This is a genomic window from Planctomyces sp. SH-PL14, assembly GCF_001610835.1.
In the GTDB taxonomy this organism is placed as follows: domain Bacteria; phylum Planctomycetota; class Planctomycetia; order Planctomycetales; family Planctomycetaceae; genus Planctomyces_A.
On the sequence record NZ_CP011270.1, the window covers coordinates 2,606,029 to 2,630,499 of the forward strand.

A 24,471-nucleotide genomic window follows, 5' to 3' on the forward strand; every position below is an offset into this window, starting at 1 on the left:
CCCCCTGGCGGCCAACGACGAGCATGACACGGGACGTTCCGCCCAAAAACCGGTTCGGGATGGTCCAGTCCCCGGAAAATCTCCGGGGGCTGGGCTCCGAGAGACCGCCGGGCTCGGCGCGGGCCGCCGGATCACGGCTGGGCGTAATCGGCAATGATCCGGATCAGGCGTTCCCCGTCCACCGGCTTTGAAACGTGCTGCTGGAAGCCGGAGACGAGCGCCTGGAGCTGGTCGTCCTCCCGCGCGAACGCCGTGAGGGCGATGGCCGAGACCGGGGGCCGCTGGTTCGTCTCCTCGAACTCGCGGACACGCCGCATCATCGCGAAGCCGTCCTCCTCCGGTAGTCCCACATCGCTCAGGATGAGCTGCGGGTTGAACCGCTGCAGCTCGTCGAGGACCTGGGCCGGCGACGCGAGGGTCGAAACCTCGGCCCCGGCCCGTTCCAGCAGACGGACAATGGCGATCCGCGTCTGCTCATCGTCTTCCACGAGCAGAATCCGGAAGCCCGGCGGGATCGTGGCGGGACCGTCGGCCGGGGCCGCGCCGCCCGCCGGCGACTCCGATGGCCGCGTGTAGGGGAGCCGCACCTGGAACCTCGAACCCTGGCCGATGCCGGGGCTCGAGGCCCGGATCGATCCGCCGTGCAGCTGCACGAGCTGACGGGAGATCGCCAGTCCCAGCCCCAGTCCGCCCAGGCTCCGCGTCGCTTCCCGCTCCTGCTGGGTGAACGGCTCGAAAATCTCGGGCAGGAACTCCGGCGCGATCCCCTGGCCCGTGTCCGAGACCTGGAGATGGATCTCCTGCGGCGTCGTCCGCAGCCGGACCGAGACCGAGCCCCCCGCCGAGTTGAACTTGATGGCGTTCGTCAGCAGGTTCGTCAGCACCTGGCGGATCCGGTCCGGGTCGAGCAGGCTCACCAGCCGGGAGGGCTGGAGATCCGTTTCCACCGCGATCCCCGCCGTCTGGGCGGAGGGCTGCATCATCTCGACCGTCGTCGAAATCAGTTCCCCCACGTCCGTGGGCCGGGGCTGGAGCTGGATCTTTCCGGAGGCGATCCGCGACGTATCGAGCAGTTCATCGAGGAGCTGCTTCTGGGACTCCGCGCTGATCTGCAGCGCCGCCAGCCCCTGCTGCCGCTGCTCTTCGCTCAGGTTCTTGTCGCTCAGGATCTGCGACCAGAGCAGGATCGACGAGAGCGGAGTCCGCAGCTCATGGGAGAGGACCGCCAGGAACCGATCCCGCATTCCGGTCGCCCATTCAGCGTCCCGCCGGGCGCGGCGCTCGGCCCGGATCGTCTTCCCCTGCGCGTCCTCCTGCTCCTTCCGGACGCTGTCGTCCCGGAGGATCTTGACGAACCCGGAGATGTTTCCGTTGAGGTCGTAGAGCGCGTGGAGGACTCCACTCCCCCAGAACTCGCTTCCGTCCCGCCGGGTGTGCTGGCGGTCCTCGGCGGACTTCCCGGTCTTCCGCGCCTCCTCCAGCTCTTCCCGCCACTCCTCTTCCCGCCGCTCGGGGGGCAGAAGGATCTCCCCGCTCTGCCCGATCGCCTGCCGCTCCGTGTATCCCAGGAGCCGCTCCGCGCCCGGGTTCCAGCTCGTGATCCGGCCGTCGGCATCCAGGAGGATCATGGCGAATTCGTTCGCCCCCTCGACGAGGAGCCGCATCTGCTCTTCGCTGGCGCGGAGGAGAATCTCGGCCTTCTTGCGATGAGTCACGTCGATGAACGTCAGGACGACCCCCGTGATCCGGTCGTCGGTCGTCCGGTAGGGATGGACGCGGCGCATGTAGTGCCGGCCGCTCTCGCTGCTGACCTCGATCTCCCGGGGAATGAGCCGCTCCAGGACCTCGGCGCAGTCGGCCATGAGGCCCGGATCGTGGAACTTTTTGGCCAGGTCGTTGAGCGGACGGCCGATGTCGGAGGGAATCAGCTCGATCAGGTCGCGGATCGCGGGGGTGAACTGCCGGATCCGGAACCGGGTATCGAGGAACACGACCGCGATGTCGGTGCTCGCCAGGAGGCTGCTCAGGTCGTTCGTGGTCGACTCCAGCTCCTCCATCTTGGCCTGGAGCTGGGCGTTGACCGTCACCAGCTCCTCGTTCAGGGACTGCAGCTCCTCCTTGCTGGTCTCGAGCTCTTCGTTGCTGCTCTGGAGCTCCTCGTTGATCGACATCGTCTCTTCGTTGGCGGCCCGCAACTCCTCGTTACTCGACTGCAGTTCCTCGACCGTGCTCTGCAGCTCGTCGCGGACCCGCTGGAGCTCTTCCTGGAGCGACGCGTTCTGGCCGTTCCCCTCCAGAAGCAGGGTGTGAACCGGTTCCGGGTCGCGGACCTTCTGGAAGCTGACGAGCAGGAACCCGGGAGCGACCCGCTCGTCGAGCAGCTCCGCCGTCACGACCACGCGGAAGGGCCCGTCCAGGGTCTCGATGAGGCCGTCCTTGACGCTCTGCGGCTGTCCCTCCGTCATCGCCTTCTGTGTCGCCACCCGCACGGCGCCGCGGATCGACTCGCGGACCAGGGAGAGCAGGTCCCGCGTCGGCTCCCCGCCGGGGAGGCTCAGGAACTCGTCGGTCTGGCCGTGGAAGTACATGATCCGCAGCTGCCGGTCGGTCGTCACCGCGGCGGGGGTATGCCGCTCCAGGAGGATCCGGTTCGTGAGCTGCGCAAGCGAGATCTTGGGGAGCGGCCGCCCCGGGGCGCGCTCGAACTCCGTGGACTGGATTCCCGCCAGCCGCGAGAACTCGATCTGGCCGTGCCGCGTCGGACCGAGGCGGCGGTAGATCCGGAACCGCTTGTCGATCGCCTCGAAGTAGCCGTCCGCGGCGGAGGCGGTCTCGCTGGACCCCAGGAACAGGACGCCGCCGTCCATCAGGCCGAAGTGGAGCAGGGCCAGGACCCACGCCTGGAGGTCCGGCTCCAGGTAGATCAGGAGGTTGCGGCAGGTCACGACGTCGAGCCGCGAGAAAGGCGGATCCTGCGTGACGTTCTGCGGCGCGAAGACGACGCACTCGCGGATCTCCCGCTTGATCCGGTACAGGCTGTCTTCCCGGTCGAAGTACCGCTCGAGCCGCTCCGGACTGATCTCCGTCTCGATTCCGCCGGGATAGAGGCCGGAGCGGGCGTGGGAGAGGGTCCGCTCCGCCATGTCGGTGGCGAAGATTTTGATGTCGACCGTCTTCCGCTCCATCGCGGCGACTTCGTTGAGCAGGATCGCGAGGGTGTAGGCTTCCTCGCCGGAGGAGCAGGCCGAGACCCAGCAGCGGATCGCCCCGTTCGTCTCCTTCTCCCGGACCAGAGGGAGGAGGACGTGTTCCCGCAGCGCTTCCCAGGCCTCGGGATCGCGGAAGAAGCCGGTCACGTGAATCAGGAGATCGTCGACAAGGGCCTGGATCTCCCCGGGGGTCTGCCGCAGGAGGGCGGCGTAGTCGATGAGGTTCTCGATCTGGCACAGACCCATCCGCCGCTGGATCCGCCGCAGGATGGTTGCCTTCTTGTACCCGGTGAAATCGTGCCGGGCCCGCGTCCGGAGGATCGTCAGGATGTCCGAGAGCGCCTGTTCCGTCCGGGGGCTTCCGGCGGAGGGGCCGCCGTGGCCGCTGGCGTAGGAGTGCTGCGCGTACTTGAGCAGGGCCGCCGGCATCTCGGACGGCTTGAGGATCAGGTCCGCCAGGTGCGAATCGACGAGGTGCCGCGGCATCGACGGGAACTTGGCGGACTCCGGGTCCTGCGCGATCGCCAGGCCGCCGACCGCCTTGACCTCTTCCGTCCCGGCCGTCCCGTTGCTCCCCATCCCGGACATGACGATGCAGATCGCCCGTTCCCGCTGCTCTTCGGCCACGGAGCGGAACAGGTCGTCGACCGGGCGTCCGTGCCGGGGAGTCGTCAGCGGCTCCGAGAGATGGAGCCGCCCGTCCTTGAGCGTGAGCGTGCGGCCCGGGCGGATGACGTAGACATGGTCCGGCTGGACCACCATCCCGTCCTCGATCTGGTCGACCGGCATCGGGGTGTGCCGGCGGAGGATCTCGGAGATCATGCTCTCCCGGTCGGGCGGGAGATGCTGGACCAGGACGAAGGCCATCCCCGGCTTGGGGGGCATGTTCTGAAAGAACTCCATGAACGCTTCCAGCCCGCCGGCGGACGCGCCGATCGCCACGACCGGAAAGGGGAGCCGGGGCGGGTTCTCGTCATCGACCTGGGCCGCCGACCGCGGCACCTGGATGAGATCGCCGTTGCCCCCTTGCTCGTCCCCTTCTGAAACGACCTCCGGTTCGATGGACATGGAAACACCTGATCTCCGGCACGGATCGAGGCGAAGTGGATCGGCGCCGTGCCGGCCATGACACGGACGCAAAGGCCGTCCTGACACGGCACTCCGCCCCATCCAGCCAATGTACCGAGTCATGCCGCTTTCAACACGGACGCTGGAAGGAAAAACGAGCCCGCGCCGCGGCCGTCTTGTGGTCTTCCGGCGACACCCCCGGGAACCAGGAAAAACCCGGTATCCTGCTTGTGGGCCGGGTGGGGGAAGAGGGAGTAAAATCGCGGTCCTGCGGTCCGCTGCGAATCGATGCTGTCGACCCACCCCTCGATTCCCCAAGGCCGATCCTCCCATGAGTCAGGACACCGGTTCTCAGTCCGATGGTCGTCCCCGCCGGATCGTCATTGTCGACGATCACGAACTGCTGCGGCTGGGGATCGCGCACCTGATCCGGAGCCGGGCCGGATGGGAGCTGTGCGGCGAGGCGGCCGAGAGCCTCGAGGCGCTTCAGATGGTCCGCGACGTCGTTCCGGACCTGGCGATCATCGACCTCCGGCTGGCCCGCGGCGACGGTCTGGAGCTGATCAAACGGATCCGCGACGCCGTTCCCGCGTGCCGGATGCTCGTGCTGTCGATGCAGGAGGAGGACCTGTTCGCCGAGCGGGCCCTGCGGGCGGGGGCACACGGGTTTGTGAGCAAGCAGGAGCCGGTGCCGGTGCTGCTGGAGGCGATCGAGAGGGTCCTGGAGGGGCGGATCTCCCTGAGTCCCCGCATGACCGACCGCATCCTGGCGGCCCGCTCCGGCGGTCCCGTCGCCGCGAAGTCGCCGCTGGAACTCCTCTCCGACCGGGAGATGGAGGTCTTCGAACGCCTCGGCCGGGGGATGACCGCCAAGGAGATCGCGCGGGAACTGCACCTGAGCATCAAGACGATCGAGTACCATCGTCAGAACATCAAGGAGAAGCTGCAGCTCTCCGGCAGCAGCGCCGTCGTGCGGCAGGCCACCGCCCACGTGCTCGGGCAGTCCGACGTCGCGGAATCGCGGTGATCCGGCAGGGCCCGGCGTCTGTTGCGCGGTCCCTCCCCGCTGCGATGGCCGTTCAGGCGTCTCTCCACAGTGCTGCTCTCGTCTGGCGGAAAACGGATCACTGACGACTGAAAACCGCCTCCGCCGGCAGCCCGCTTCGCATTTCCCGAATCGCTTCATGGGAGCTTCGCGAAAACCGTCCAAGGGTTTGTCCGGTTTCGCCCGATTCGCCCGCGACACGGTCGGACGCCCGTTGTCTTTTGGGCAATCCGCCCGACAGTGGACGACAGCACGAACGCTTTTGCCTGCCGGCCAGATCTCTCGTCCGCTTCGTCGCTCAACTCTTCAGGCAACTATGAATTCATTGACCGCATCGGCCCCCTTCCCGGGAGCCGGAAAAGAGCGGGACCCGGGCGCTCCGTCCCCGTGGGTCTTCCCTCCGGAACGCGAGCCGCGGGCCGCGCGAACGCCCGCCGCCGCGGCGGGGCCGGCGCAGTCGCATCTTCCCTTTGCCCTCCTTTGCGAGGAGGATCCCGAGACCCGCGCCCTGTGCGAGGAAGCGTGCCTCAAGGCGGGCTTCCGCGTTCTCTCCGCCCGGAACGCGCGGGACGTGATCGGCCATCTCAGCGCCAGTCGGCCGCGCGTCCTGATCGTGGCGCACGACCTCTCGTACCTGTCGTTCGCCTCCGTGGCGGCGATCGCCAACGAGTGGCTCTCCCCCTCCGCGTTCCTGATCGCGACAGGCAACGTTCTCCCCTGCCATCTCTCCCGCGCCACGGGCCTCCCCGAACTCCGCTGCCTCCAGCGCCCGGTCCGCCGGTGCGATCTCCTCAACGCTCTCGCGTGGATCGTGACGCAGTGACGTCGCGTGATCCGCTGACCTCGCGCGCCGGCGAGGTTCGCCATTCTCTCACCGCTCGCGGCGGCAGTCGCGAGAACCTGTTGACCGGCAGCCGGCCGTGAGGGAGAGTGGAGTGAGACGTTCCTGACGATCGCCCGCCCCTGGCGGCCAAGCTCATCGCGGATCCGGTCCATGCAACGCGCGGCCGTGACATTCCTCGGCGTTGTCGCCCTCGGGGTGCTGGCGGCTCAGCTGCTCCCGGTCCAGGTCTGGGACGGCCACTTTCCGGTCACCGTTCACTGGATCTCGGACAGGCCGCCCGACTCGATCCTTTGCATTCCTCTCCCGAACGAGCAGTACGCCGAACGGGCGGCCGTCGAAACGCATCCGGAGGGGGCCTTCTCCGTCGTGATACGGCCTGAGAGAAACGCTCCCTTTGTCGTCCGAATTCCCGTCAGCGGTCGGCGGGGCTGCCTGGGACTGATCAATTCCCGAACGCCGTTCCGGTTTCTCTTCGTCGAGGCCCGATTCGAAAATGGACCAGCCCGCCGGCGGGTCCTTCCCGTTCACGACTCCCCGCATCCCTCGGACCGCGGGCTGTCTGTCGAGTTCTAGACAGGACCAGACGTCAGCCGAAACGCATCGTCTGGTGGCAGCCTGCAAACGCTCCAATCTACCCCGAAGGGGTTGCGTCAAAACAGCGGCGGTCTGGCGGAACCCCGTTGGGATTCAACGATCTCATGCTCAAAACCCAGGGTAGCCGCTCCGCGGCAACCCCGGGCTGTCGGGCGTAACCCCTTCGGGGTAGGCGTCTCTCGCCTCATTACGCTCGGGGGCCGCGCTTTGCCTTCGCGCTGGTCCTATCGAGTCGAGCCGCCCCAATCGCCTTTCCGGCGTCCGCTCAGGGCGCAACCACCGCCTCGAACGGATACGGCATCAACCGCACGTACTGATGCCGGTACGTCTCGCCATCACGCGTCACCTTGATCTGCGGCACGTCGAGCACTTTCCGCCCGTCGATCCGGCCCCGGATTGCATACGCCGACAGCCGCGCCGGGGCCGCCTGCCACGCCACCTTCCCCTCGCTCCGGACCGCCTCGATCACCACGATCGCCTCCGGATTCGTCCCCTGGGCGTAGCCGAAGACCGCCCCGTCGACCACGTCATAATCGGGACTCGTGTACCGCATCAGGGGGGTCGGCAGGAGCCGGAGCTCCCACTGGCTTTGATTCTCTTCCCCCCAGTCGCTCTCCATCTGGTATCGCCGCGCGATGGCCCGCATCTGAACGAGCCTCGCATTCTCCGTGGCCGCCGGAGCCGCTGCTTCGGCGACGGTCTCCGGCACAACACCCGCCTCCAGGGCTTTCCAGAACGTCGCCCCCTCCCGCTCCGCCTCGATCGGCTCGCGGGCGATCGACACGGACGAGGCGATGTATCCCCGGGTCTTGTCGTTGACGTGGGTCTTGCAGAGGAGCACCGGCCGGCCGCCGCTCGTCCAGACGAAGATCGCCCCGTCGGCGCCGCTGATCGGGTTCTGCCACCGGAAGAGGGGGGCTTCCTGAAAGCGGTAGGCGGCCTCGGGCTTCCCCGCGGGATGGACCTTCACCGCTTTCCACTTCTGCGTCAGGAACTCCAGTTTGGCGGCCCGGGCGGCTTCCTCTGGGGAGTCCTCCGCGACCGCCGGGCTTCCGAGCGCTGCGGAGAGAAGAGCGACTACGATCCAGCGCCAATGACCCGCTTCCATGACTCCTCCCGCCGCCTGATCTTGAGTATAGACATGGTGACTATACAGCAGGGCGGGACCGCGTCCTAGCCGGCGCGGCGTGGATTGCTCAAACTCAACGTGCGAAAGCCACTGGGGGGCGGGCGTCGAAGCGGGACTCAGTGCGGCGAAGAAGAATCAAGGACCCTTCAGGACGACATCAGTCGTGGCCGAGTTTTCGGGGAGTCAACCTGATGTCCATCACAGAAGCCGTAGCCATTGAGATTGCAAAGGAGTTTCTCAAGAAGAAAGAGGGCACGAGAAAGAAGAGAAGACGCGGGTATACGCTTTTGCGAGCTGAATTTAGAGAGGAGTTTACTGGTGACGGTGATGTTCCGTTTCGGAGTCCGCGACCCGCGCAATGGCTGGTTCGGTTTATGAGAGACAGTCGTGCCGTCGGGGTGGTAATAGACGGTGGAGAACAGATTGTCTGTGTTGTGATAGACGTTGAGAGCGGCAAGGCGAAGGTGAAGAGGGGATGGTAATGGACCAATTCCCCGGCCGCCGGTGGCGCTTCCCTGCTGAGCCGTGGTACACAACGGACGTCCATTGTGTGGTGCCAGCATTGAGGACTCCCTCAATCCTCAACGCTCGCTTTGCAATCCTCGCGGGTTGGTGAGGGGGCATCCGGCACGTCGCCCGCGCTTGGACACGGGCTCCTTCAGACATCTCTCGACGGCCAGGCCTCCGGCGGGCAAAGGGCCAAAAGAACAACACAGGCCCCTCTGCACTCCCCACCAGGGTGCCCCTGGACCCGGATCAGGGTGAGGCGGGGTGATGGTCCTCTTACGCGAGACACGGCTCCGCACTCCAGATGTCCGCCGCATACTCCGCAATCGCCCGATCACTCGAAAACAGACCCGACCGCGCTACATTCAAAATCGCACGACGCGTCCACTCCCGCGGATCCGCATACACCTCCCCAATCCGCCGATGAGCCTCCGCATAAGCCGTCAAATCCGCTAGGTGCATGAAGTAATCCCCATGCGTCAGTAGAGCCTCCCGGATCGGCTCGTAAATCCCCGGCTCCGCCGGACTGAAATGATTCCCAAACACCAGGTCCAGCGCCCGCCGCGTCTCGGGCTCGTTCTCATAATGCCACCGCGGGTCATACCACCCCCGGCTCTCCGCCACCTGCTGCGCCGTCAGCCCGAACAGAAACAGGTTTTCCTCACCCGCCTGCTCCGCCATCTCGATCGTCGCCCCGTCCCGCGTCCCGATCGTCAGCGCCCCGTTCATCATGAACTTCATGTTCCCCGTCCCGCTCGCCTCGTACCCCGCGGTCGAGATCTGCTCGGAGACATCCGCCGCCGGAATCAGCCGCTCGGCCAGCGTCACGTTGTAGTTTGGCAGGAACACCACCCGGATCCGGTCCCGCGTCCGCGGATCGGCATCGACCGCGCGGGCCACGTCGTTGATCAGCTTGATGATCAGCTTCGCCAGCCGATACGCCGGCGCCGCCTTGCCGGCAAAGAAGAACGTCCGCCGCGGCATCGCCAGGTCCGGGTTGTCCCGCAACTGCGAGTACAGCACCACGATATGCAGCACATTCAGCAGCTGCCGCTTGTACTCGTGGATCCGCTTGATCTGGCAGTCGAACAGCGTCGTCGGATCGACCTCCTGCCCCGTCGTCGTCCGGACCCACTCGGCAAACCGCTCCTTGGCCCCCCGCTTCGCCGCGCGGAACTCCTCCTGGAACTTCGGGTCGTCCGCCCGGGCCGCCAGCCCCTGCAGCTGACTGAGATCCGTCAGCCACGTATCCCCGATCGTCGCGTTCAGAAGCCGCGCCAGCTCCGGGTTCGCCTGCTGGATCCACCGGCGGGGAGTGACGCCGTTCGTCTTGTTGTTGAACCGATCGGGATACATCTCGGCAAAGTCCGAGACGACCCGCGTCCGCAGCAGCTCCGAATGGATGCGGGCCACGCCGTTCACGCTGTGCGAGCCGACGATCGCCAGATGCGCCATCCGGATGAGCCGCCCGTGCCCCTCCTCCACGAGGCTCATCCGCTCGATCCGCCCTTCGTCCCCCGGATAGCGGGCCCGGACGTCGTCGAGGAAGCGGCGGTTGATCTCGTAGATCAGCTCCAGGTGCCGCGGGCAGACCCGCTCGAAGAACCGGACCGGCCACTTCTCGAGCGCCTCCGGCAGGAGCGTATGGTTCGTATAGGCCAGCGTCCGGACCGTGAGGTCCCACGCCGTCTCCCAGGAGAGATGGGCTTCGTCGAGGAGCAGCCGCATCAGCTCCGCCACCGCGATCGCGGGGTGCGTGTCGTTGAGCTGGATCGCCACCTTCTCGGGGAGCTGCTGCCAGTCCTTGTTCTGCTTCCGGAACCGGGCGACGATGTCCCCGAGCGAGCAGCACACGAGGAAATACTCCTGGACGAAGCGGAGCGCCTGCCCGGCATTCGTCGAATCGTCCGGATAGAGAACGCGGGTCACCGACTCGGCGACGATCTGGTCCACGACCGCCCCCACGAAGTCCCCGCCGCTGAACTCGCGGAAGTCGAACTCATCGGGAGCGGACGCCTTCCACAGCCGCAGCGTGTTGACCGTCTCGCCGCCGTATCCCACGACCGGGCGGTCATAGGGCGTTCCCATCAGCCGCGACGACCCTCCCGACACGGCCCGGAGCACGCCGTGCTCCAGCTCGAAACTGCAGGCGATCGGCACGGAGACCGACTCCCCGCAGCGGACCACTTCCCACGGATCGGAGTGGGCCAGCCACGGATCGGGATGCTCGACCTGCTGACCGTTCTCGATCCCCTGCCGGAAGATGCCGTAGTCGTACCGCAGGCCGTAGCCCATCGCCGGGATGTGCAGCGTCGCCAGGGAGTCGATGTAGCACGCCGCGAGCCGTCCCAGCCCGCCGTTGCCGAGCCCCGCGTCCGGCTCCTGCTCGATGAGCTCCCGCCACGTCGTCTCGGGAGCGGGGGCGAGCGCCTCCTGCGCGAGGGATTCCGCCCGCATGTTGATGATGTTGTTCACCAGTGTCCGGCCGATGAGAAACTCCATCGACAGGTAGTACACCCGCTTCGGGTTGGCCGAGTCCTGCAGTGCCCGGGTCTTCAGCCAGTTCGGCGCGATCGCGTCCCGCAGCGTCCGGGCGAGCGCCTCGAACCGCTCCCGCGGCGTCGCCGCCTCGGCCGGGACCACCTGGTCCAGGGCCAGATGGTCCCGATAGGGAGAGGCGTGCTCCGCCGCCGTGCCCGCCGTCGTCGGGGTGCGGTTCGTCGAGGCCGGGGCGCTCTTGGAAGTGCGTGGTGCCATGGGAACTCCTTTTGGGGCCGAGGCCGCTACGGGGATCGAAAGGGCGTGGGGGATCGAGACGACAGGGACTTGCCTTCCGGAGCCGCTTCCGTCGTCGGTCGACGAGGGAGGCCGCCCCGGAGCCGCACAGTTCACGATTGAATGCTCCGCAGCAGTCGCTGCAGGGGTTCCTGGCTGACCCGGATCCAACCGCTCTGCGGCTGGTTCAGATCGAGCGCCACCCCCACCGTGAGACTGACGAGGAAGGTAAAACCGATCGGTCCGCCGAGCCGCCAGTCTCCGGTGAGCCCCTGGCGGTATCCGGTCATCGCCATCGACAGGCCGGCGGCGATGAGCAGCGTCAGGACGACGCTGCCGGGGAGCCGGTCTCGAAACGCGGCGAGCCGGGCGGCATGGCTGCTGGTCACTTCGTTGAGGGTCATGACGAGCGGCATGGCGATGGGCGTCCCGCTCCGGATCGCGGTGCCGACCTGCGCCAGCATCTCCGACTGCATCGCTTCGAGCGCCGTCAGCCGCCGCTCGAACTCGTCCGGCGGAGGACTCGCCGCGACGAGCGCGAGGCGGGCCTCCACGTACTTCCGCAGCACCGCTTCCAGCGGCGCCCGGTGCGAATCCTCGAGCAGTTGCACGCAGGTCAGGAAGTCGCCGATCGCGTTGCTGTCGGTCACCATCATCTGCCGCCGCTGGTCATGCTTCCCCAGCGACATCGAAACCGTGAAGGCCAGCAGCAGCCCCAGGAGGGCCAGGATTGCTTCGTTGAGCCGGCCGCCGTCCCCCGCCGCCAGTTCCCGCCGCCACGCCCCCCACTTCCATCCCACACCCCAGGCGATCAGCATCGCCGCGGCAAACAGCGTGGCCTCGACGGACGGCGACATGTCGTGCAGGAAAGTGCCCAAGGAGAGTGCGTTTCTTCAGGAGTGCGAGGAAGGGGCCGGGGACGGGGAGGGAGACGACGGATTCGCGGCGGCCCAGCGGGCGTGGTACTCGCGGAGGACCGCCACCGCTTCGTCCGCGGAGTCGACGCAGATCGGGATCGCCAGGTCCTCCGGGTTGACGAGCGGATGGTCCGCCTGCAGGAACGCCGTGCGGGCCCACTCCACGAGCCCCTGCCACATCTTCCCGACGAGAATCAGCGGGGCGTTCTCGACGTGCTTCACCTGAAGGAGCTGCCAGACCAGCATCAGCTCGAGGACGGTGCCGATCCCCCCGGGGACCACGACGTAGGCGTCCGACATCAGGACGAACTGGTGCAGCCGGGTGAAGAAGGTCCGGTGCGTGAAGGCGTCCTTCACGAACGGATTGACCTCCTGCTCGAACGGAAGGTCGATCCGGATCCCGACCGAGTGCCCGCTCGTCCCCGCGGCCCCCTCCTTCGGCGCGGCCCCTTCGTTGGCGGCCCGCATCAGGCCCGGTCCGCCGCCGGTGATGATGTCGCAGCCCATCTCGGAGAGCGCGGAGGCGATCCGCCGGACCTCGCCGTAGGCGAACGAGCTTTCGGTCGCCCGGGCGGAGCCGAAGATCGTGACGCGGTATCGCTCGTGCCGCGTGGGGCGGAGCCGAGTCAGGTTGTTCACGACGTCCCACAGATTCATGACGGAATCGACGAGGACGCGGCGGACCGATTCCTCATCGGCCAGACTGACGGGACCCAGGGACGACGCGGGCTCTTTCATCGAATCGGTTCTCTGCATCTCTTAAGGAAGGGGAGGGGCCAGGAAAGGAACGGGCCGGGGATGTCGCTGCTCAGGAGGAGCCGGCCGGACTCGGGGGAGCCGAAACCAGCAGCACCGCCGAACGGCCTTCGGCGCGATACGTGGCCCCCGCCACGGCGGGCAGGGGAGCGTGCGGGTCGACGATGTCGTCCGGCGCGGGGCGGCCGGTGTCGATCCAGCGGAGCCACTCCCCGGCCTCGAGCGGCGGCAGCTCGAAGTCGAGAGGCTCCCAGTAGGCGTTCAGGACCAGGAGGATGCGGAAGTTCTGGGCCTTGAGCCGCGCCTCCAAAACGAGCGTCCGCGAGGCGTCGCCCCAGTCGGGCTCATGGAGTCGGACCCCATGCCACGAGGCATCGGCCCGGTCGAGCATGTCCGTCAGGCTGACGCGGTGCTCTTCGTGAACCGTGCTCCGGAGTCCCCGCCGCGCGTTGAGCAGCCGCACGAACCGCAGCAGATCCGCGTTCGTTTCGACGAGCGACCAGTCGAACCAGCTCGTCTCGTTGTCCTGGCAGTAGGCGTTGTTGTTTCCCCCCTGCGTCCGGCGGACCTCGTCCCCCATCGTGAACATCGGCATGCCGAGCGAGAGCATCGTGATCGCGAGGAGGTTCTTCGCCTGCCGGTCGCGGAGCCGCTCGATCGCCGAATCGTCGCTGGGGCCCTCCACGCCGCAGTTCCAGCTCCGGTTGTCGTCCGACCCGTCCCGGTTCTCTTCTCCGTTGGCGGCGTTGTCTTTGGCGTTGTAGGAGACGAGGTCGTTCAGCGTGAACCCGTCGTGGCAGGTGACGAAGTTGACGCTCTGCTCCGCCTCCCGCTGCTCGTGCCGGAAGATCTCCGGGCTGCCGATGAGCCGGTCCGCCACCCGCCGCGCCGCCCCGCCGACCCCCCGGACGAAGTCTCGCACGTCGTCGCGGAAGCGGCCGTTCCACTCCCGCCAGGCGTCCCCCACGAAGCTCCCGACCTGGTACAGACCGGCGGCGTCCCACGCTTCCGCCAGCAGGACCGTCCCGGCGAGGACCGGATCGGACTCGATGTCCCACAGGACCGGCGGGTTCGGGATCGGGCGGCCGCTCTCGTCCCGCGAAAGGATCGAGGCCAGGTCGAACCGGAACCCGTCGACATGCATCACCTCGACCCAGTAGCGGAGGGCATCGACGATCAGCCGCCGCACGACGGGGTGGTTCGCGTTCAGCGTGTTGCCGCAGCCGGAGTAGTTGGCGTACCGCCGTCTGCCCCCGTCGCCATCCTCAAGGACGTAGTAGGTCGGATTGTCGATCCCGCGGAACCCGAGCGCGGGGCCACCCTCGTTCCCTTCCGCCGTGTGGTTGAAGACGACGTCGAGGATCACCTCGATCCCGGCCCGGTGCAGGGCCTTCACCATGTCCCGGAATTCGTCGATCGCTCCGTGGGGACGCGGATCCGACGCGTAGGCCGCGTGCGGCGCGAAGAAGCCGATCGGCGCGTAGCCCCAGTAGTTGATCCGTCCCGGCGGGGAGTCCTGCGGATCGAAGGCGAAGACCGGCAGCAGCTCGACCGCCGTGATGCCGAGCTCCTTGAGATAGGGGATTTTTTCGATCAGCCCCGCATAAGTCCCGCGCTGCTCCTCCGCGACGCCCGAGTTCGGATGCCGGGTGAAGCCCCGGACATGCATCTCGTAAATGATCCGCCGGGCGGAGGGATTCCGGAGCGGCTGGTCCCCCTCCCAGTCATAGCCCGCGACATCGACGACCGCGTTCTTCATCGCGGGGCCGGCCGGCCCCGACGGCCGGGTGAGAGCCCGGCGGTCATACTGGGACGAGATCGCGACCGCCCGGCCGTACGGGTCGAGCAGGGACCTGGTCGCATCGAAGCGGAGGCCGCGATCCGGATCGTTTGGCCCGTGGACCCGGTAGCCGTAGAGCTGCCCCGGCTGGAGATCGGGAACGAAGAGGTGCCAGTAGTAATACGTCCGGTTGCGGACCGGATCGAGCGGCAGGACCCGCGACGGCTCGGCGTCGTCGACGTTGTCGAACAGCAGCAGGTCGACGCCGGTGGCGTGCCGGGAGTAGAGGCTGAAGTTGACTCCCCCCTCGACGGGCGTGGCGCCGAGCGGCGTCGAGGAGCCCTCGGTCCGGCTCCGTTCGCCGCGGGCCGCGGCCGGCCGTGGCCGCGACGGTGCGGTCGCCGCCGAGGGCAGGGGAGCCGTCGGCGGCGCGGCGGAACGCGTCTGGTCCTCAGCAGGAGCCGGCAGGCCGCTGTGGATCATGGGAGGTCTCGGCGGAGTGGACCGGCGCGACGGCCGGTCGGGAAGGGCCTCAGTTATCCGTTCGAAGTCCTTTGCCGTCAGTCTTCTTCTCAGGCGGCTTCAACGGCTGGCCTGACTGACAACTGATCGCTGACGGCTGGAAACTTCCCGCTACACGTTGTCCCCTTCGGTCGACGTCCCCCGCTGGCCGTCGCCCGCGCCACCCTTGGCGTAGTCTCCCCACTTCCAGCCGCTGACGGCGGGCATGTCGTCGCCGTGCTCGGCGATGTAGTGCTTGTGCTCGATCAGCTTCTCCTGGATCGCCTGCTTGAAGTAGGCGGCCCGGGCTCCGAGCTGCGGGAGCCGGTCGATGACATCGCCGACGAGGTGGAACCGGTCGATCTGGTTCAGGACGCACATGTCGAAGGGGGTCGTGGTCGTCCCCTCCTCCTTGTAGCCGCGGACGTGGATGTTCCGATGGTTGGTGCGGCGGTAGGTCAGCCGGTGGATCAGCCACGGATAGCCGTGGAAGGCGAAGATCACCGGCTTGTCCTTGGTGAAGATCGCGTCGAAGTCTCCGTCCGACAGGCCGTGCGGATGCTCCCCGGCATGCTGGAGCTTCATCAGGTTCACGACGTTGACGACCCGCACCTTGAGGTCCGGAAGGTGCCGCCGCAGGAGGTCGACCGCCGCCAGGGTCTCGAGCGTCGGGACGTCGCCGCAGCAGGCCATGACGACATCCGGCTCGCACCCCTTGTCGCTGCTGGCGAACTCCCAGATCCCCAGGCCCAGCGTGCAGTGCTTCACCGCCTGGTCCATCGTCAGCCACTGCGGCGCGGGCTGCTTCCCCGCGACGACGACGTTGATGTAGTTCCGGCTCCGCAGGCAGTGGTCCGTGACGGAGAGGAGCGTGTTGGCATCGGGCGGGAGATAGACGCGGACGACTTCGGCCTTCTTGTTGATGACGTGGTCGATGAACCCGGGGTCCTGGTGCGAGAACCCGTTGTGGTCCTGCCGCCAGACGTGGCTCGACAGCAGGTAGTTCAGCGAGGCGATCGGCCGCCGCCACGGGATGTGGTTGCACACCTTGAGCCACTTGGCGTGCTGGTTGAACATCGAGTCGATGATGTGGATGAAGGCCTCATAGCACGAGAAGAACCCGTGCCGGCCGGTCAGGAGGTAGCCTTCCAGCCACCCCTGGCACTGGTGCTCGCTGAGGACTTCCATGACACGCCCGTCCGGGCTGAGCTTGTCGTCCTCGGGATAGATCTCCGCCATGTAGCAGCGGGTCGTGACGTCGAGGACGTCCTGCCAGCGGTTCGAGTTGCTCTCGTCCGGGCTGAACAGGCGGAAGTTTTCGCTCGGCAGGTTCCGTTGCATGACGTCTTTGAGGAACTTGCCCATGACCCGCGTCGACTCGGCGTTCGTCGCGCCGGGCGAAGCCACCTCGACCGCGTAGTCGTGGAAGTCGGGCATCTTGAGGTCGCGGAGCAGGAGCCCGCCGTTGGCGTGCGGGTTGTCGCTCATCCGCCGCTCTCCCTCGGGGGCGAGCGAGGCGAACTCCTCGCGGAACTTTCCGGACTCGTCGAACAGCTCCTCGGGTCGGTAGCTCTTCATCCATTCTTCGAGGATCCGGATGTGCTCCGGCTTGTCCATCTCTCCCATCGGGACCTGGTGACTCCGCCAGTAGTCCTCGCACTTCTTGCCGTCGATCGTCGCCGGGCAGGTCCACCCCTTGGGGGTCCGGAAGACGATCATCGGCCAGGCGGGGCGGGAGAGGTCGCCATCGGTCCGGGCCCGCTTCCAGATCGCCCGGATCTCGCGGGTCGCGGCATCGAGCGCCGCGGCGAGCTGCTGATGGACCGACTCGTGCTCATGTCCCTCGACGAAGTAGGGCTTGTAGCCCATCCCCTCGAACAGCTTCTGCAGCTCCTCCTTGGGGATGCGGGCCAGGAAGCAGGGGTTGGCGATCTTGTACCCGTTGAGGTGCAGGATCGGCAGGACGGCGCCGTCCCGCGCCGGATTGAGGAACTTGTTGCCGTGCCACGCGGTCGCGAGTGGTCCCGTCTCCGCTTCACCGTCGCCGACGATGCAGGAGACGATCAGATCCTTGTTGTCGAACGCGGCCCCGTAGGCGTGGCTCAGGGCGTAACCGAGCTCGCCCCCTTCGTGGATGCTGCCGGGGGTCTCGGGGGCGACGTGGCTCGGGATCCCGCCGGGGAAGCTGAACTGCTTGAACAGCCGCTTCATCCCGTCCGCGTCCTGGCCGATGTTCGGATAGAACTCGCTGTAGGTCCCTTCCAGGTAGGCGTGCGCCACGAGCGACGGCCCGCCGTGCCCCGGGCCGATGATGTAGATCATGTTCAGGTCATCCCGTTTGATGACCCGGTTGAGGTGGACGTAAAGCATGTTGAGCCCGGGGGAGGTCCCCCAGTGGCCCAGCAGGCGGGGCTTGATGTGCTCGCGCTTCAGCGGCTCGCGGAGGAGCGGGTTCCCCAGCAGATAGATCTGTCCGACCGAGAGATAGTTCGAGGCGCGCCAGTAGGCGTCGAGCCGCCGGAGGTCTTCCGCCGCGAGCGGGGCGTGCGACAGAGGAGCTCCGTCATGATCCGGGGGAGAGACTGCCGCGTCGCGGCGTGGAAGCGTTCCGGTCGTGGCCATGATGATCCGTCAAGTGCGAGGGGGAGACGTGCCGAATCGCCCATCCATGCGGGAGGACGGCTCGCCTGCCGTGGCGTGCCGATCGAGATCAGTGAGTGGATGCCGGAGAGAGGAACGTTCGAGGTGTGGAAGAACTCTTCGAACCAGGATTGCGACGCACATCATACCTTCGCCGCGAGCGATTCAAGAGTGGACCGGGCAAATGTCGCGTTCGAACTCCGTCGGATCACGTTTGTGTCATACGTTTCCGGCGGCGCGTTATCGCGTTCTTAACTCTTGCTGTTTGACTTCGCGCGGATTCGAGAGCAGGATGTCGTCGTGCCCTGGCGAATGCCGTGTTCGTTTTGCGCACTTGCTTGATCCATCGCGCGGAATCCTGTGTGGCGTTCCGGCAACATGTCTCTCCGCCAAGCGCTTCAGCTTCTGACCATGACCTGCGGGCCCTCCACGGCTGGCCCGCTTCGGGAAGGTTGGGCAAGACAGATCGTCCGGTTCATCGAGAGAGGTTCGATGTCGATTCGCCCGCCGGCGGTCGCTCGAGCCGCAGGAGGTGCCGCATGAAAGTCGGAGTCGTGGGGGCCGGGTTCGTCGGCGCGACCGCGGCCTACGCCATGGTCATGCGCGGCGTCGGCCGGCAGATCGTCCTCGTCGACAAGAACCGCGACCGCGCCGCGGCCGAAGCGGACGACATCCGCCACGCCGTCCCCTTTGCCTCGCCGCTCAACGTGATCGACGGCGACTACGCGGACCTCCGCCAGTGCCGGGTCGTGGTCCTGTGTGCGGGGGTGAACCAGAAGCCCGGCGAATCCCGGCTGGAACTACTGCGGCGGAACTCGGCGGTCTTTGCGGAGGTCGTCCCCAGCATCCTGCGGGCCGCCCCGGAGGCGATGCTCCTTGTCGCCACGAATCCGGTCGACGTCATGACGCACATCGCCGCGCGGTTTGCGGCCGAGTCGGGAGTCCCCGCCTCGCGGGTCGTCGGCTCCGGAACGATGCTCGACACCGCCCGGTTCCGGACGCTCCTGGGGACGCACTGCGGCGTCGACTCGCACCACGTCCACGGCTACGTGGTCGGAGAGCACGGCGACACCGAGGTCCTGACCTGGTCGCTCGTGACCCTGGGGGGGATGCCGCTCGACGAGTTCCTGCGGCTCCGCGGACTGCGGATCAGCGAGGCGGACCGGCAGGAGATCGATCGCAAGGTCCGGCGGGCGGCGTACTCGATCATCGCCGGCAAGGGGGCGACTTATTATGGGATCGGCAGCGCGCTGGCCCGGGCGGTCGAGGTCGCGCTCCACGACCAGCGGGCGATCCTGACCCTCTGCACTCCGACGGCCGACGTGGCGGGGGTCGCGGACGTGACGGTCTCGCTCCCCCGGCTGTTCGGCGGCGCGGGGGTGCTCGAAACGTTTCCCCTGCCGCTCGATCCTGGGGAGCAGGCCGCTCTCCACCGCAGCGCGGAGACGATCCGGGAGGCGATCACGGACCTCACCTGATTCGTATATCGCCTGACACTGTCTATATAGCGAACGTTAGAACCTCCCTGATTCCTGAGCGGCGAATGACGTTTCCCCAGTCGGTCCTGGATGCGGACAAAGTGATCGTCAGCGACTTTGACGGCACGATGACCGAGCACGACTTCTATCTCCTGGCGATCGAGCGGCTGCTGCCCCCCGACTCGCCTGACTTCTGGAGCGAATACCGTGCGGGAACGATCACGCACTTCGAAGGGCTGGCCCGCTACTTCGCGGCGATCCGGGAGCCGGAGCGGCGGGTCCGGGAAATCATCCAGCAGATGAACATCGATCCCGGCCTCGGGGGGGCGATCCGCCGGCTCCGCGAGGCGGGCTGGGAAGTGGTCGTCGCTTCGGCCGGCTGCGCGTGGTACATCCGCCAGCTTCTCGGGGAGATCGACGTGCCGGTCTTCGCCAATCCGGGGCGGTTCGTCGAAGGGGCCGGCCTCGTGATGGAGATGCCGGAACCGGGTCCCTTCCGCAGCGAGAACCTCGGCGTCGACAAGACCGCGATCGTCCAGTTCCTGCTCGACCGCCACAAGACCGTCGCCTACGCCGGCGACGGTTTCCCGGACGCTCCGCCGGCCCGGCTCGTCCCCGATTCGCTGCGGTTTGCCCGCGGCGACCTGGCGAGCGTTCTGACCCAGGAGGGGAAGCCGTTTCACCCGTACCGGCACTGGTCCGACATTGTTCCCCTCCTGTTGAAGTGACTCCGCCCGCATGCTCCGCGCCACGCAAATCGCCATTCCCACGCTGGTCCGCGTCAAAGAGGACGCGCTTGACCGGGTGGGGATGTACCTGGACCGCGCCCCCCTCCGCGGGGCGATCGTCTTCCACAGCCAGGGGCTGCTGGGGGAGCTCCAGGAGCGGCTGCGGCGAGGGCTGCGGGAGTCGGAGATCGCTGTCCACGGCTGGCATGAGTTGGCGGACAACGCCCTCGAAGTCGCGGCCCGGCACTTCGAGGACCTGCCGAAGCGGGCAGCGGTCGTCGTCGGCCTCGGAGGGGGGAAGGCGCTCGACGTCGCGAAGTACGTCGCCTTCCTCGCCCGGCTCCCGTACTACGCGGTCCCGACCTCGCTCTCGAACGACGGCTTCTGCAGCCCGCAGGCGAGCCTGACGATCCACGGCAAGCGGCGATCGGTCCCCGCCGCGATGCCGACCGGCGTCGTGGTCGACACCGCGGTCTGCCGGCAGGCGCCCCGGTCGCTGACGCTCTCGGGAGCGGGGGACCTCGTCGCCAAGCTGACCGCCGTCCGCGACTGGAAGCTCGCCTTCCACGCCACCGGAGAGCCGGTGAACGATTTCGCGGCGCTCCTCTCCGACGGCGCCCTGCACGCGTACCGCAGCCACCCGGACTTCGACGCGGAGGGGATCCGGCTGCTGGCGACCGGTCTGATGCTGAACGGCATCGCGATGGAGATCGCCGGCTCCTCCCGACCCGCGAGCGGCAGCGAACATCTCATCTCGCACGCCCTCGACGGCCTCTCCGCGCGGCCCCGCCTGCACGGCCTGCAGGTGGGAGTGGCGGCCTATCTCGTCAGCCGGCTGCAGGAGCAGAACACTCACATCATCGACGAGATCTTTCAGCGGACCGGCTTCTGGGACGAGGTGGCCCGGGACCCGTTCGACCGCGAGGAGTGGAGCCGTGCCCTCCGGCAGGCGCCGGAGATCAAGGAGCACTTCCATACGGTCCTCTCGCAGCCGGAGAAGCAGGCTCTGGCCGAAGATTTCCTGTGGAATGACACGAGATTGGGGAATTGTTTGCGATGACGGGATTTTCGTTGCGTTTCTGCTATCAATCGCACCACAGTGAAGACCGCGCGGGACGATGGCTAGACGTTTCCGCCGGCCCAATGATGAAGCCGCTCTTCATCCCGAGGAGGAGGTGCGCTTCGAGGCCGGCGCAGATTCCAGCCCCTCTTTCCACGCCGGCCACGGCTGAAAATCGCGGTATCAGAATCGGTGTGACGATCATTGAGGTCGCCATGAATTCCCTTCGGGGCTGTTCGCTCTTCCTCTTTCTTCTGTGCGGCCTGGCGCTCGTCGCCCGGGCCGCCGAGCCCGACTCCGAGACGCTGGAAAAACTGGTCGTCGAGGCCGCCGACCGGTTTGAGAAGGCGTTCGCCGACCGGGACGCGAAGGCGATCGGGAAGCTGTTCACCGAAGAGGCGGAGTACGTCGACGCCAGCGGGCTCGTGCTGCATGGACGCGACGCCATCACGGCCGAGTACGCCGCTCACTTCGAAGTCACGGCGCCGGGGGGGATCTCGATTGAGGTCGTCGCCATCCGACCGGTCGGCAAAGGGGTCCTGACCGAAGAAGGGGTCTCGACCTTCGAGTCCCCCGACGGCGGACCGACGACGCAGACCCGCTACACTGCCACGCACGTCCGCCAGGAGGATGGGACGTGGATGATCGCCAGCCTGCGGGAGCTCGAGGACGCGGTCATGACCCCGCATGAGCGGCTCAAGACCCTCGGCTGGCTCGTCGGCTCGTGGCAGGAGGAAGACGAGTCCACGATCGTCCGGACGACCTGGAAGTGGTCGGACAACGAGAACTTTCTCCTGAGTGAGTTTTCCGCCCGCGACGGGGGGACCGTGGTGCTCGAAGGGACGCATCGCATCGGCTGGGATGCCGAACGGAAGCAGTTCCGTTCCTGGATCTTCGACTCGACCGGAAGGGCGGTCGACGGCTGGTGGACCGAAGCGGACGACGGCGTCTGGCGGGTCCGGCTGAGCGGAGTCGATGCCGAAGGGGAGCGGATCCAGACCGCGGCGACGTATTTCCGCGACGGCGCGGACGCGATCGTGATCGCTCAGGAGGATCGCAGCGAGGGGAGCCGGCAACTCGCCGGCAGCTCGCACCGGATCGTCCGACAGCCACCCGGCCCGCAGACCGCCGCGACGCCGGAACAGAAGACATCAACCGATTCGAACTGACACCGTTCGAGTCGACGCACAGCAACGCGTGAACTCCGCTCAATTTCCCTGCCGGGAGATGGATTCATGAAACGTTCGGTTTGGCATTTCGCCCTCGTCGGCCTTCTCTCGGTCGCCTTCGCGTCCGGTCCCGCCTGGGGCCGCGGCTTCGGCGGTGGGGGTGGCGGCGGCTTTCGTGGCGGCGGCGGAGGCGGCGGAGGATTCCGCGGGGGCGGCGGTGGTGGCTTTGGCGGCGGGGGCGGGGGCGGTGGCTACCGCGGCGGCGGCGGCGGTTTCGGCGGTGGGGGGGGAATGCCCTCGGGAATGAATCGCGGGGGTGGTGGTGGCGGCGGCGGCGGTCTCTCGGGGAGCGGCTATCGCCCGGCTCCCGCCTCCCGGCCTTCGGCAGCGAGTCGACCCGCCACGAGGCCGTCGAGCCCCGGCGCCGGCAGTCGGCCGGCAACCGGATCAGGTGTCGCGGGACGCCCGGGGGCCGCGACCCGTCCCGGCACGGGGAGCGGTGCGGGCAACCGGCTTCCGACCAGCGGCGGATCGGGCCGCGTCCATCTTCCCGGCAGCGGCGGAGCGGGGGGCGGCAACGGCCTGCAGATCGGCTCGCGTCCGGAGATCAGTCCCGGCGGAGGAATCAGTCGCCCCGATCTCGGAGGGGGCTCGCGGCCGCAGTTGCCCGGCGGCGGCCTGAGCGGGAACCGTCCCGCGCCGCGGCCCGGCGAGGGCTTCGGCGGGGATCGCGGCAACATCGGCAACCTGCCTGGCATCGGTCAGTCACGGCCGGGGGCCGGCAACCGGCTTCCTGGCGCGGGGAACGCGGGCGTCCTTCCGGGACTGGGGGGCGCTGGCCTGGCCGGCGCGGGGCTCGCCGGGAATCGAGGGCCTGGCGCGGGCGCCATCGGTGACCGCGTCGGCGCGGGGAACCTCGGCACGGTCGCCGACCGGCGGCAGGATCTCTCGAGCCGCTTCGATCAGCTCCAGAACAACTGGGGCACCCGCGACGGGAACTTCAATCACTGGGACGGTCCGAACGGCGGCGGCGTCAACCACATCGGCTTCTGGGGGCCCAACGGCTACTGGGGTCACACCGGAGCCTGGGGTCCGAACGGCGGACACTGGGGACACTCGACCGGCATCGGCCGCTACGGGGCCTACGGATCGAGCCGCTACTTCGGCCCGGCGGGGCATTGGTCCCGCAACTGGGGGGGCTGGTACAACGGCTACGGCCCCGCCTGGGGGAACGGCCGCTGGAATTACCTGTGGGATAACTACCCCGTCGCGATGGCCTTCGGCGCGACGATGTGGGGCCTGAACGCGGTCTCGTGGGCGTTCGGCGTCGGGACGTACTGGAACCCCTACTACGACACACCGGTCTATTACAACAACCAGCCGATCGCCACCTACTCCGAGCCGATCTTCGGCGATCCGGTCTATCCCGCGGATCAGCCCGCGGCCGACACCGCCGCCGCGGAACCGGCGGCGGACGCCCCGGCGGACCCGCTGGTCCAGACGTTCGATCAGGCCCGGACCGCCTTCTACAACGAGAACTACGCGGACGCTCTCAAGCTGACGAACGAGGCGCTCTCCAAGGCCCCGCAGGACGCGGCGATCAACGAGTTCCGCAGCCTCGTCCTGTTCGCCCTCGGGCAGTACCGCGAGTCGGCGGCGACGATTCACGCCGTCCTCGCCGCCGGACCGGGGTGGAACTGGACGACCCTCATCAGCCTCTACCCGCGGCCCGAGGTCTACACGGAGCAGCTCCGCAAGCTGGAGATGCAGGCCAAGGCGAGTCCCGACGCGGCCGACCTCCGGTTCCTGCTCGCCTACCACTACCTGACGTGCGACCACAAGGACGCCGCCCTGGTCATGCTCCGCGAGGTGACGCGGCTCCAGCCCAAGGACGAGCTGTCGGCCGAGCTCCTCAAGATGTACTCCCTCGCGACGGAGTCCGCAGACGCGGCTCCCTCCGGTCCGCCTCCCAAGCTCGACGAGCCGGCCTACCCGATCGCGAAGCTGGTGGGAGAATGGACCGCGCGGGATCCTTCGGGTGAGTTCAAGCTCGCTCTCGAAGAGGCGGGCGGGTTCACCTGGAGCTTCCGCAGCAAGGACAAGCCGGTCTCCGTCCGCGGGGCGTACGTCGTCCGCGGCGACAACCTCGTGATGCAGCCCGACTCCGGCGGAACGATGCTCAGCACGATCAAGCTCCAGGACGACAAGACGCTGCTGTTCACGCCGATCGGCAACGCCCGGCCCCTGACGTTCACTCGCTAGCAACCGCGG

General features: G+C 67.6%; 16 protein-coding genes. 9 read left to right on the top strand and 7 right to left on the bottom strand.

Going from position 1 to position 24,471, the window contains the following annotated elements; genetic code table 11:
- Positions 1 to 131: 131 nt before the first annotated feature.
- Complete coding sequence (locus tag VT03_RS10325; RefSeq protein ID WP_197489283.1) at positions 132 to 4,277, bottom strand: chemotaxis protein CheB; 4,146 nt, start codon at positions 4,275 to 4,277, stop codon at positions 132 to 134.
- 331 nt (positions 4,278 to 4,608) lie between these two features.
- Here VT03_RS10325 and VT03_RS10330 point away from each other — a divergent pair, with 331 nt between their 5' ends.
- The 3 genes from VT03_RS10330 (at position 4,609) to VT03_RS10340 (ending at position 6,739) form a co-directional block, all read left to right on the top strand.
- On the top strand, positions 4,609 to 5,304 hold the full coding sequence (locus tag VT03_RS10330) for a response regulator transcription factor (protein ID WP_075092911.1): 696 nt from the start codon (positions 4,609 to 4,611) through the stop codon (positions 5,302 to 5,304).
- 334 nt (positions 5,305 to 5,638) lie between these two features.
- Positions 5,639 to 6,145: a response regulator gene (locus VT03_RS10335; protein ID WP_156514393.1), complete on the top strand. Its 507-nt coding sequence runs from the start codon at positions 5,639 to 5,641 to the stop codon at positions 6,143 to 6,145.
- 171 nt (positions 6,146 to 6,316) lie between these two features.
- Positions 6,317 to 6,739, top strand: coding sequence for a hypothetical protein (locus VT03_RS10340; RefSeq protein WP_075092913.1), 423 nt, complete (start codon positions 6,317 to 6,319; stop codon positions 6,737 to 6,739).
- A gap of 286 nt (positions 6,740 to 7,025) precedes the next feature.
- On the opposite strand, the gene VT03_RS10345 is transcribed toward VT03_RS10340, so the two are convergent.
- Entirely contained in the window at positions 7,026 to 7,868 is an 843-nt protein-coding gene (locus VT03_RS10345; protein ID WP_075092914.1) for a hypothetical protein, read from the bottom strand.
- Positions 7,869 to 8,080: 212 nt separating this feature from the next.
- Between VT03_RS10345 and VT03_RS10350 the strand changes: the two genes are divergently transcribed.
- Positions 8,081 to 8,371 (top strand): hypothetical protein, encoded by a 291-nt coding sequence (locus VT03_RS10350; RefSeq protein WP_075092915.1) that lies wholly within the window; start codon positions 8,081 to 8,083, stop codon positions 8,369 to 8,371.
- Between the two features lie 301 nt (positions 8,372 to 8,672).
- Here VT03_RS10350 and VT03_RS10355 read toward each other — a convergent pair whose 3' ends face one another.
- The 5 genes from VT03_RS10355 to VT03_RS10375 form a co-directional block, all read right to left on the bottom strand.
- Positions 8,673 to 11,153, bottom strand: a complete 2,481-nt coding sequence (locus tag VT03_RS10355) for a glycogen/starch/alpha-glucan phosphorylase (protein WP_075092916.1) — start codon at positions 11,151 to 11,153, stop codon at positions 8,673 to 8,675.
- A gap of 131 nt (positions 11,154 to 11,284) precedes the next feature.
- Positions 11,285 to 12,049 (bottom strand): hypothetical protein, encoded by a 765-nt coding sequence (locus VT03_RS10360; RefSeq protein ID WP_156514394.1) that lies wholly within the window; start codon positions 12,047 to 12,049, stop codon positions 11,285 to 11,287.
- 15 nt (positions 12,050 to 12,064) lie between these two features.
- Positions 12,065 to 12,826 (bottom strand): LOG family protein, encoded by a 762-nt coding sequence (locus VT03_RS10365; RefSeq protein WP_075092918.1) that lies wholly within the window; start codon positions 12,824 to 12,826, stop codon positions 12,065 to 12,067.
- 70 nt (positions 12,827 to 12,896) lie between these two features.
- Positions 12,897 to 15,107, bottom strand: coding sequence for a glycogen debranching protein GlgX (gene glgX / locus VT03_RS10370; protein WP_082846105.1), 2,211 nt, complete (start codon positions 15,105 to 15,107; stop codon positions 12,897 to 12,899).
- Positions 15,108 to 15,257: 150 nt separating this feature from the next.
- On the bottom strand, positions 15,258 to 17,747 hold the full coding sequence (locus tag VT03_RS10375) for a phosphoketolase (protein ID WP_075092919.1): 2,490 nt from the start codon (positions 17,745 to 17,747) through the stop codon (positions 15,258 to 15,260).
- Positions 17,748 to 18,304: 557 nt separating this feature from the next.
- Here VT03_RS10375 and VT03_RS10380 point away from each other — a divergent pair.
- The 5 genes from VT03_RS10380 (at position 18,305) to VT03_RS34150 (ending at position 24,462) form a co-directional block, all read left to right on the top strand.
- Complete coding sequence (locus VT03_RS10380; protein ID WP_075092920.1) at positions 18,305 to 19,243, top strand: L-lactate dehydrogenase; 939 nt, start codon at positions 18,305 to 18,307, stop codon at positions 19,241 to 19,243.
- A gap of 65 nt (positions 19,244 to 19,308) precedes the next feature.
- Positions 19,309 to 19,971 carry an HAD-IB family phosphatase gene (locus tag VT03_RS10385; RefSeq protein WP_075092921.1) on the top strand — a complete coding sequence of 221 codons (663 nt, stop codon included), beginning with the start codon at positions 19,309 to 19,311 and terminating at the stop codon, positions 19,969 to 19,971.
- Positions 19,972 to 19,981: 10 nt separating this feature from the next.
- The gene (locus VT03_RS10390) at positions 19,982 to 21,031 is read left to right on the top strand and encodes an iron-containing alcohol dehydrogenase family protein (protein ID WP_075092922.1); all 1,050 of its coding nucleotides are present in this window, start codon (positions 19,982 to 19,984) and stop codon (positions 21,029 to 21,031) included.
- A gap of 215 nt (positions 21,032 to 21,246) precedes the next feature.
- Positions 21,247 to 22,200 carry an SgcJ/EcaC family oxidoreductase gene (locus tag VT03_RS10395; RefSeq protein WP_082846763.1) on the top strand — a complete coding sequence of 318 codons (954 nt, stop codon included), beginning with the start codon at positions 21,247 to 21,249 and terminating at the stop codon, positions 22,198 to 22,200.
- Positions 22,201 to 22,266: 66 nt separating this feature from the next.
- Entirely contained in the window at positions 22,267 to 24,462 is a 2,196-nt protein-coding gene (locus VT03_RS34150) for a hypothetical protein (RefSeq protein ID WP_197489284.1), read from the top strand.
- Positions 24,463 to 24,471: the final 9 nt, after the last annotated feature.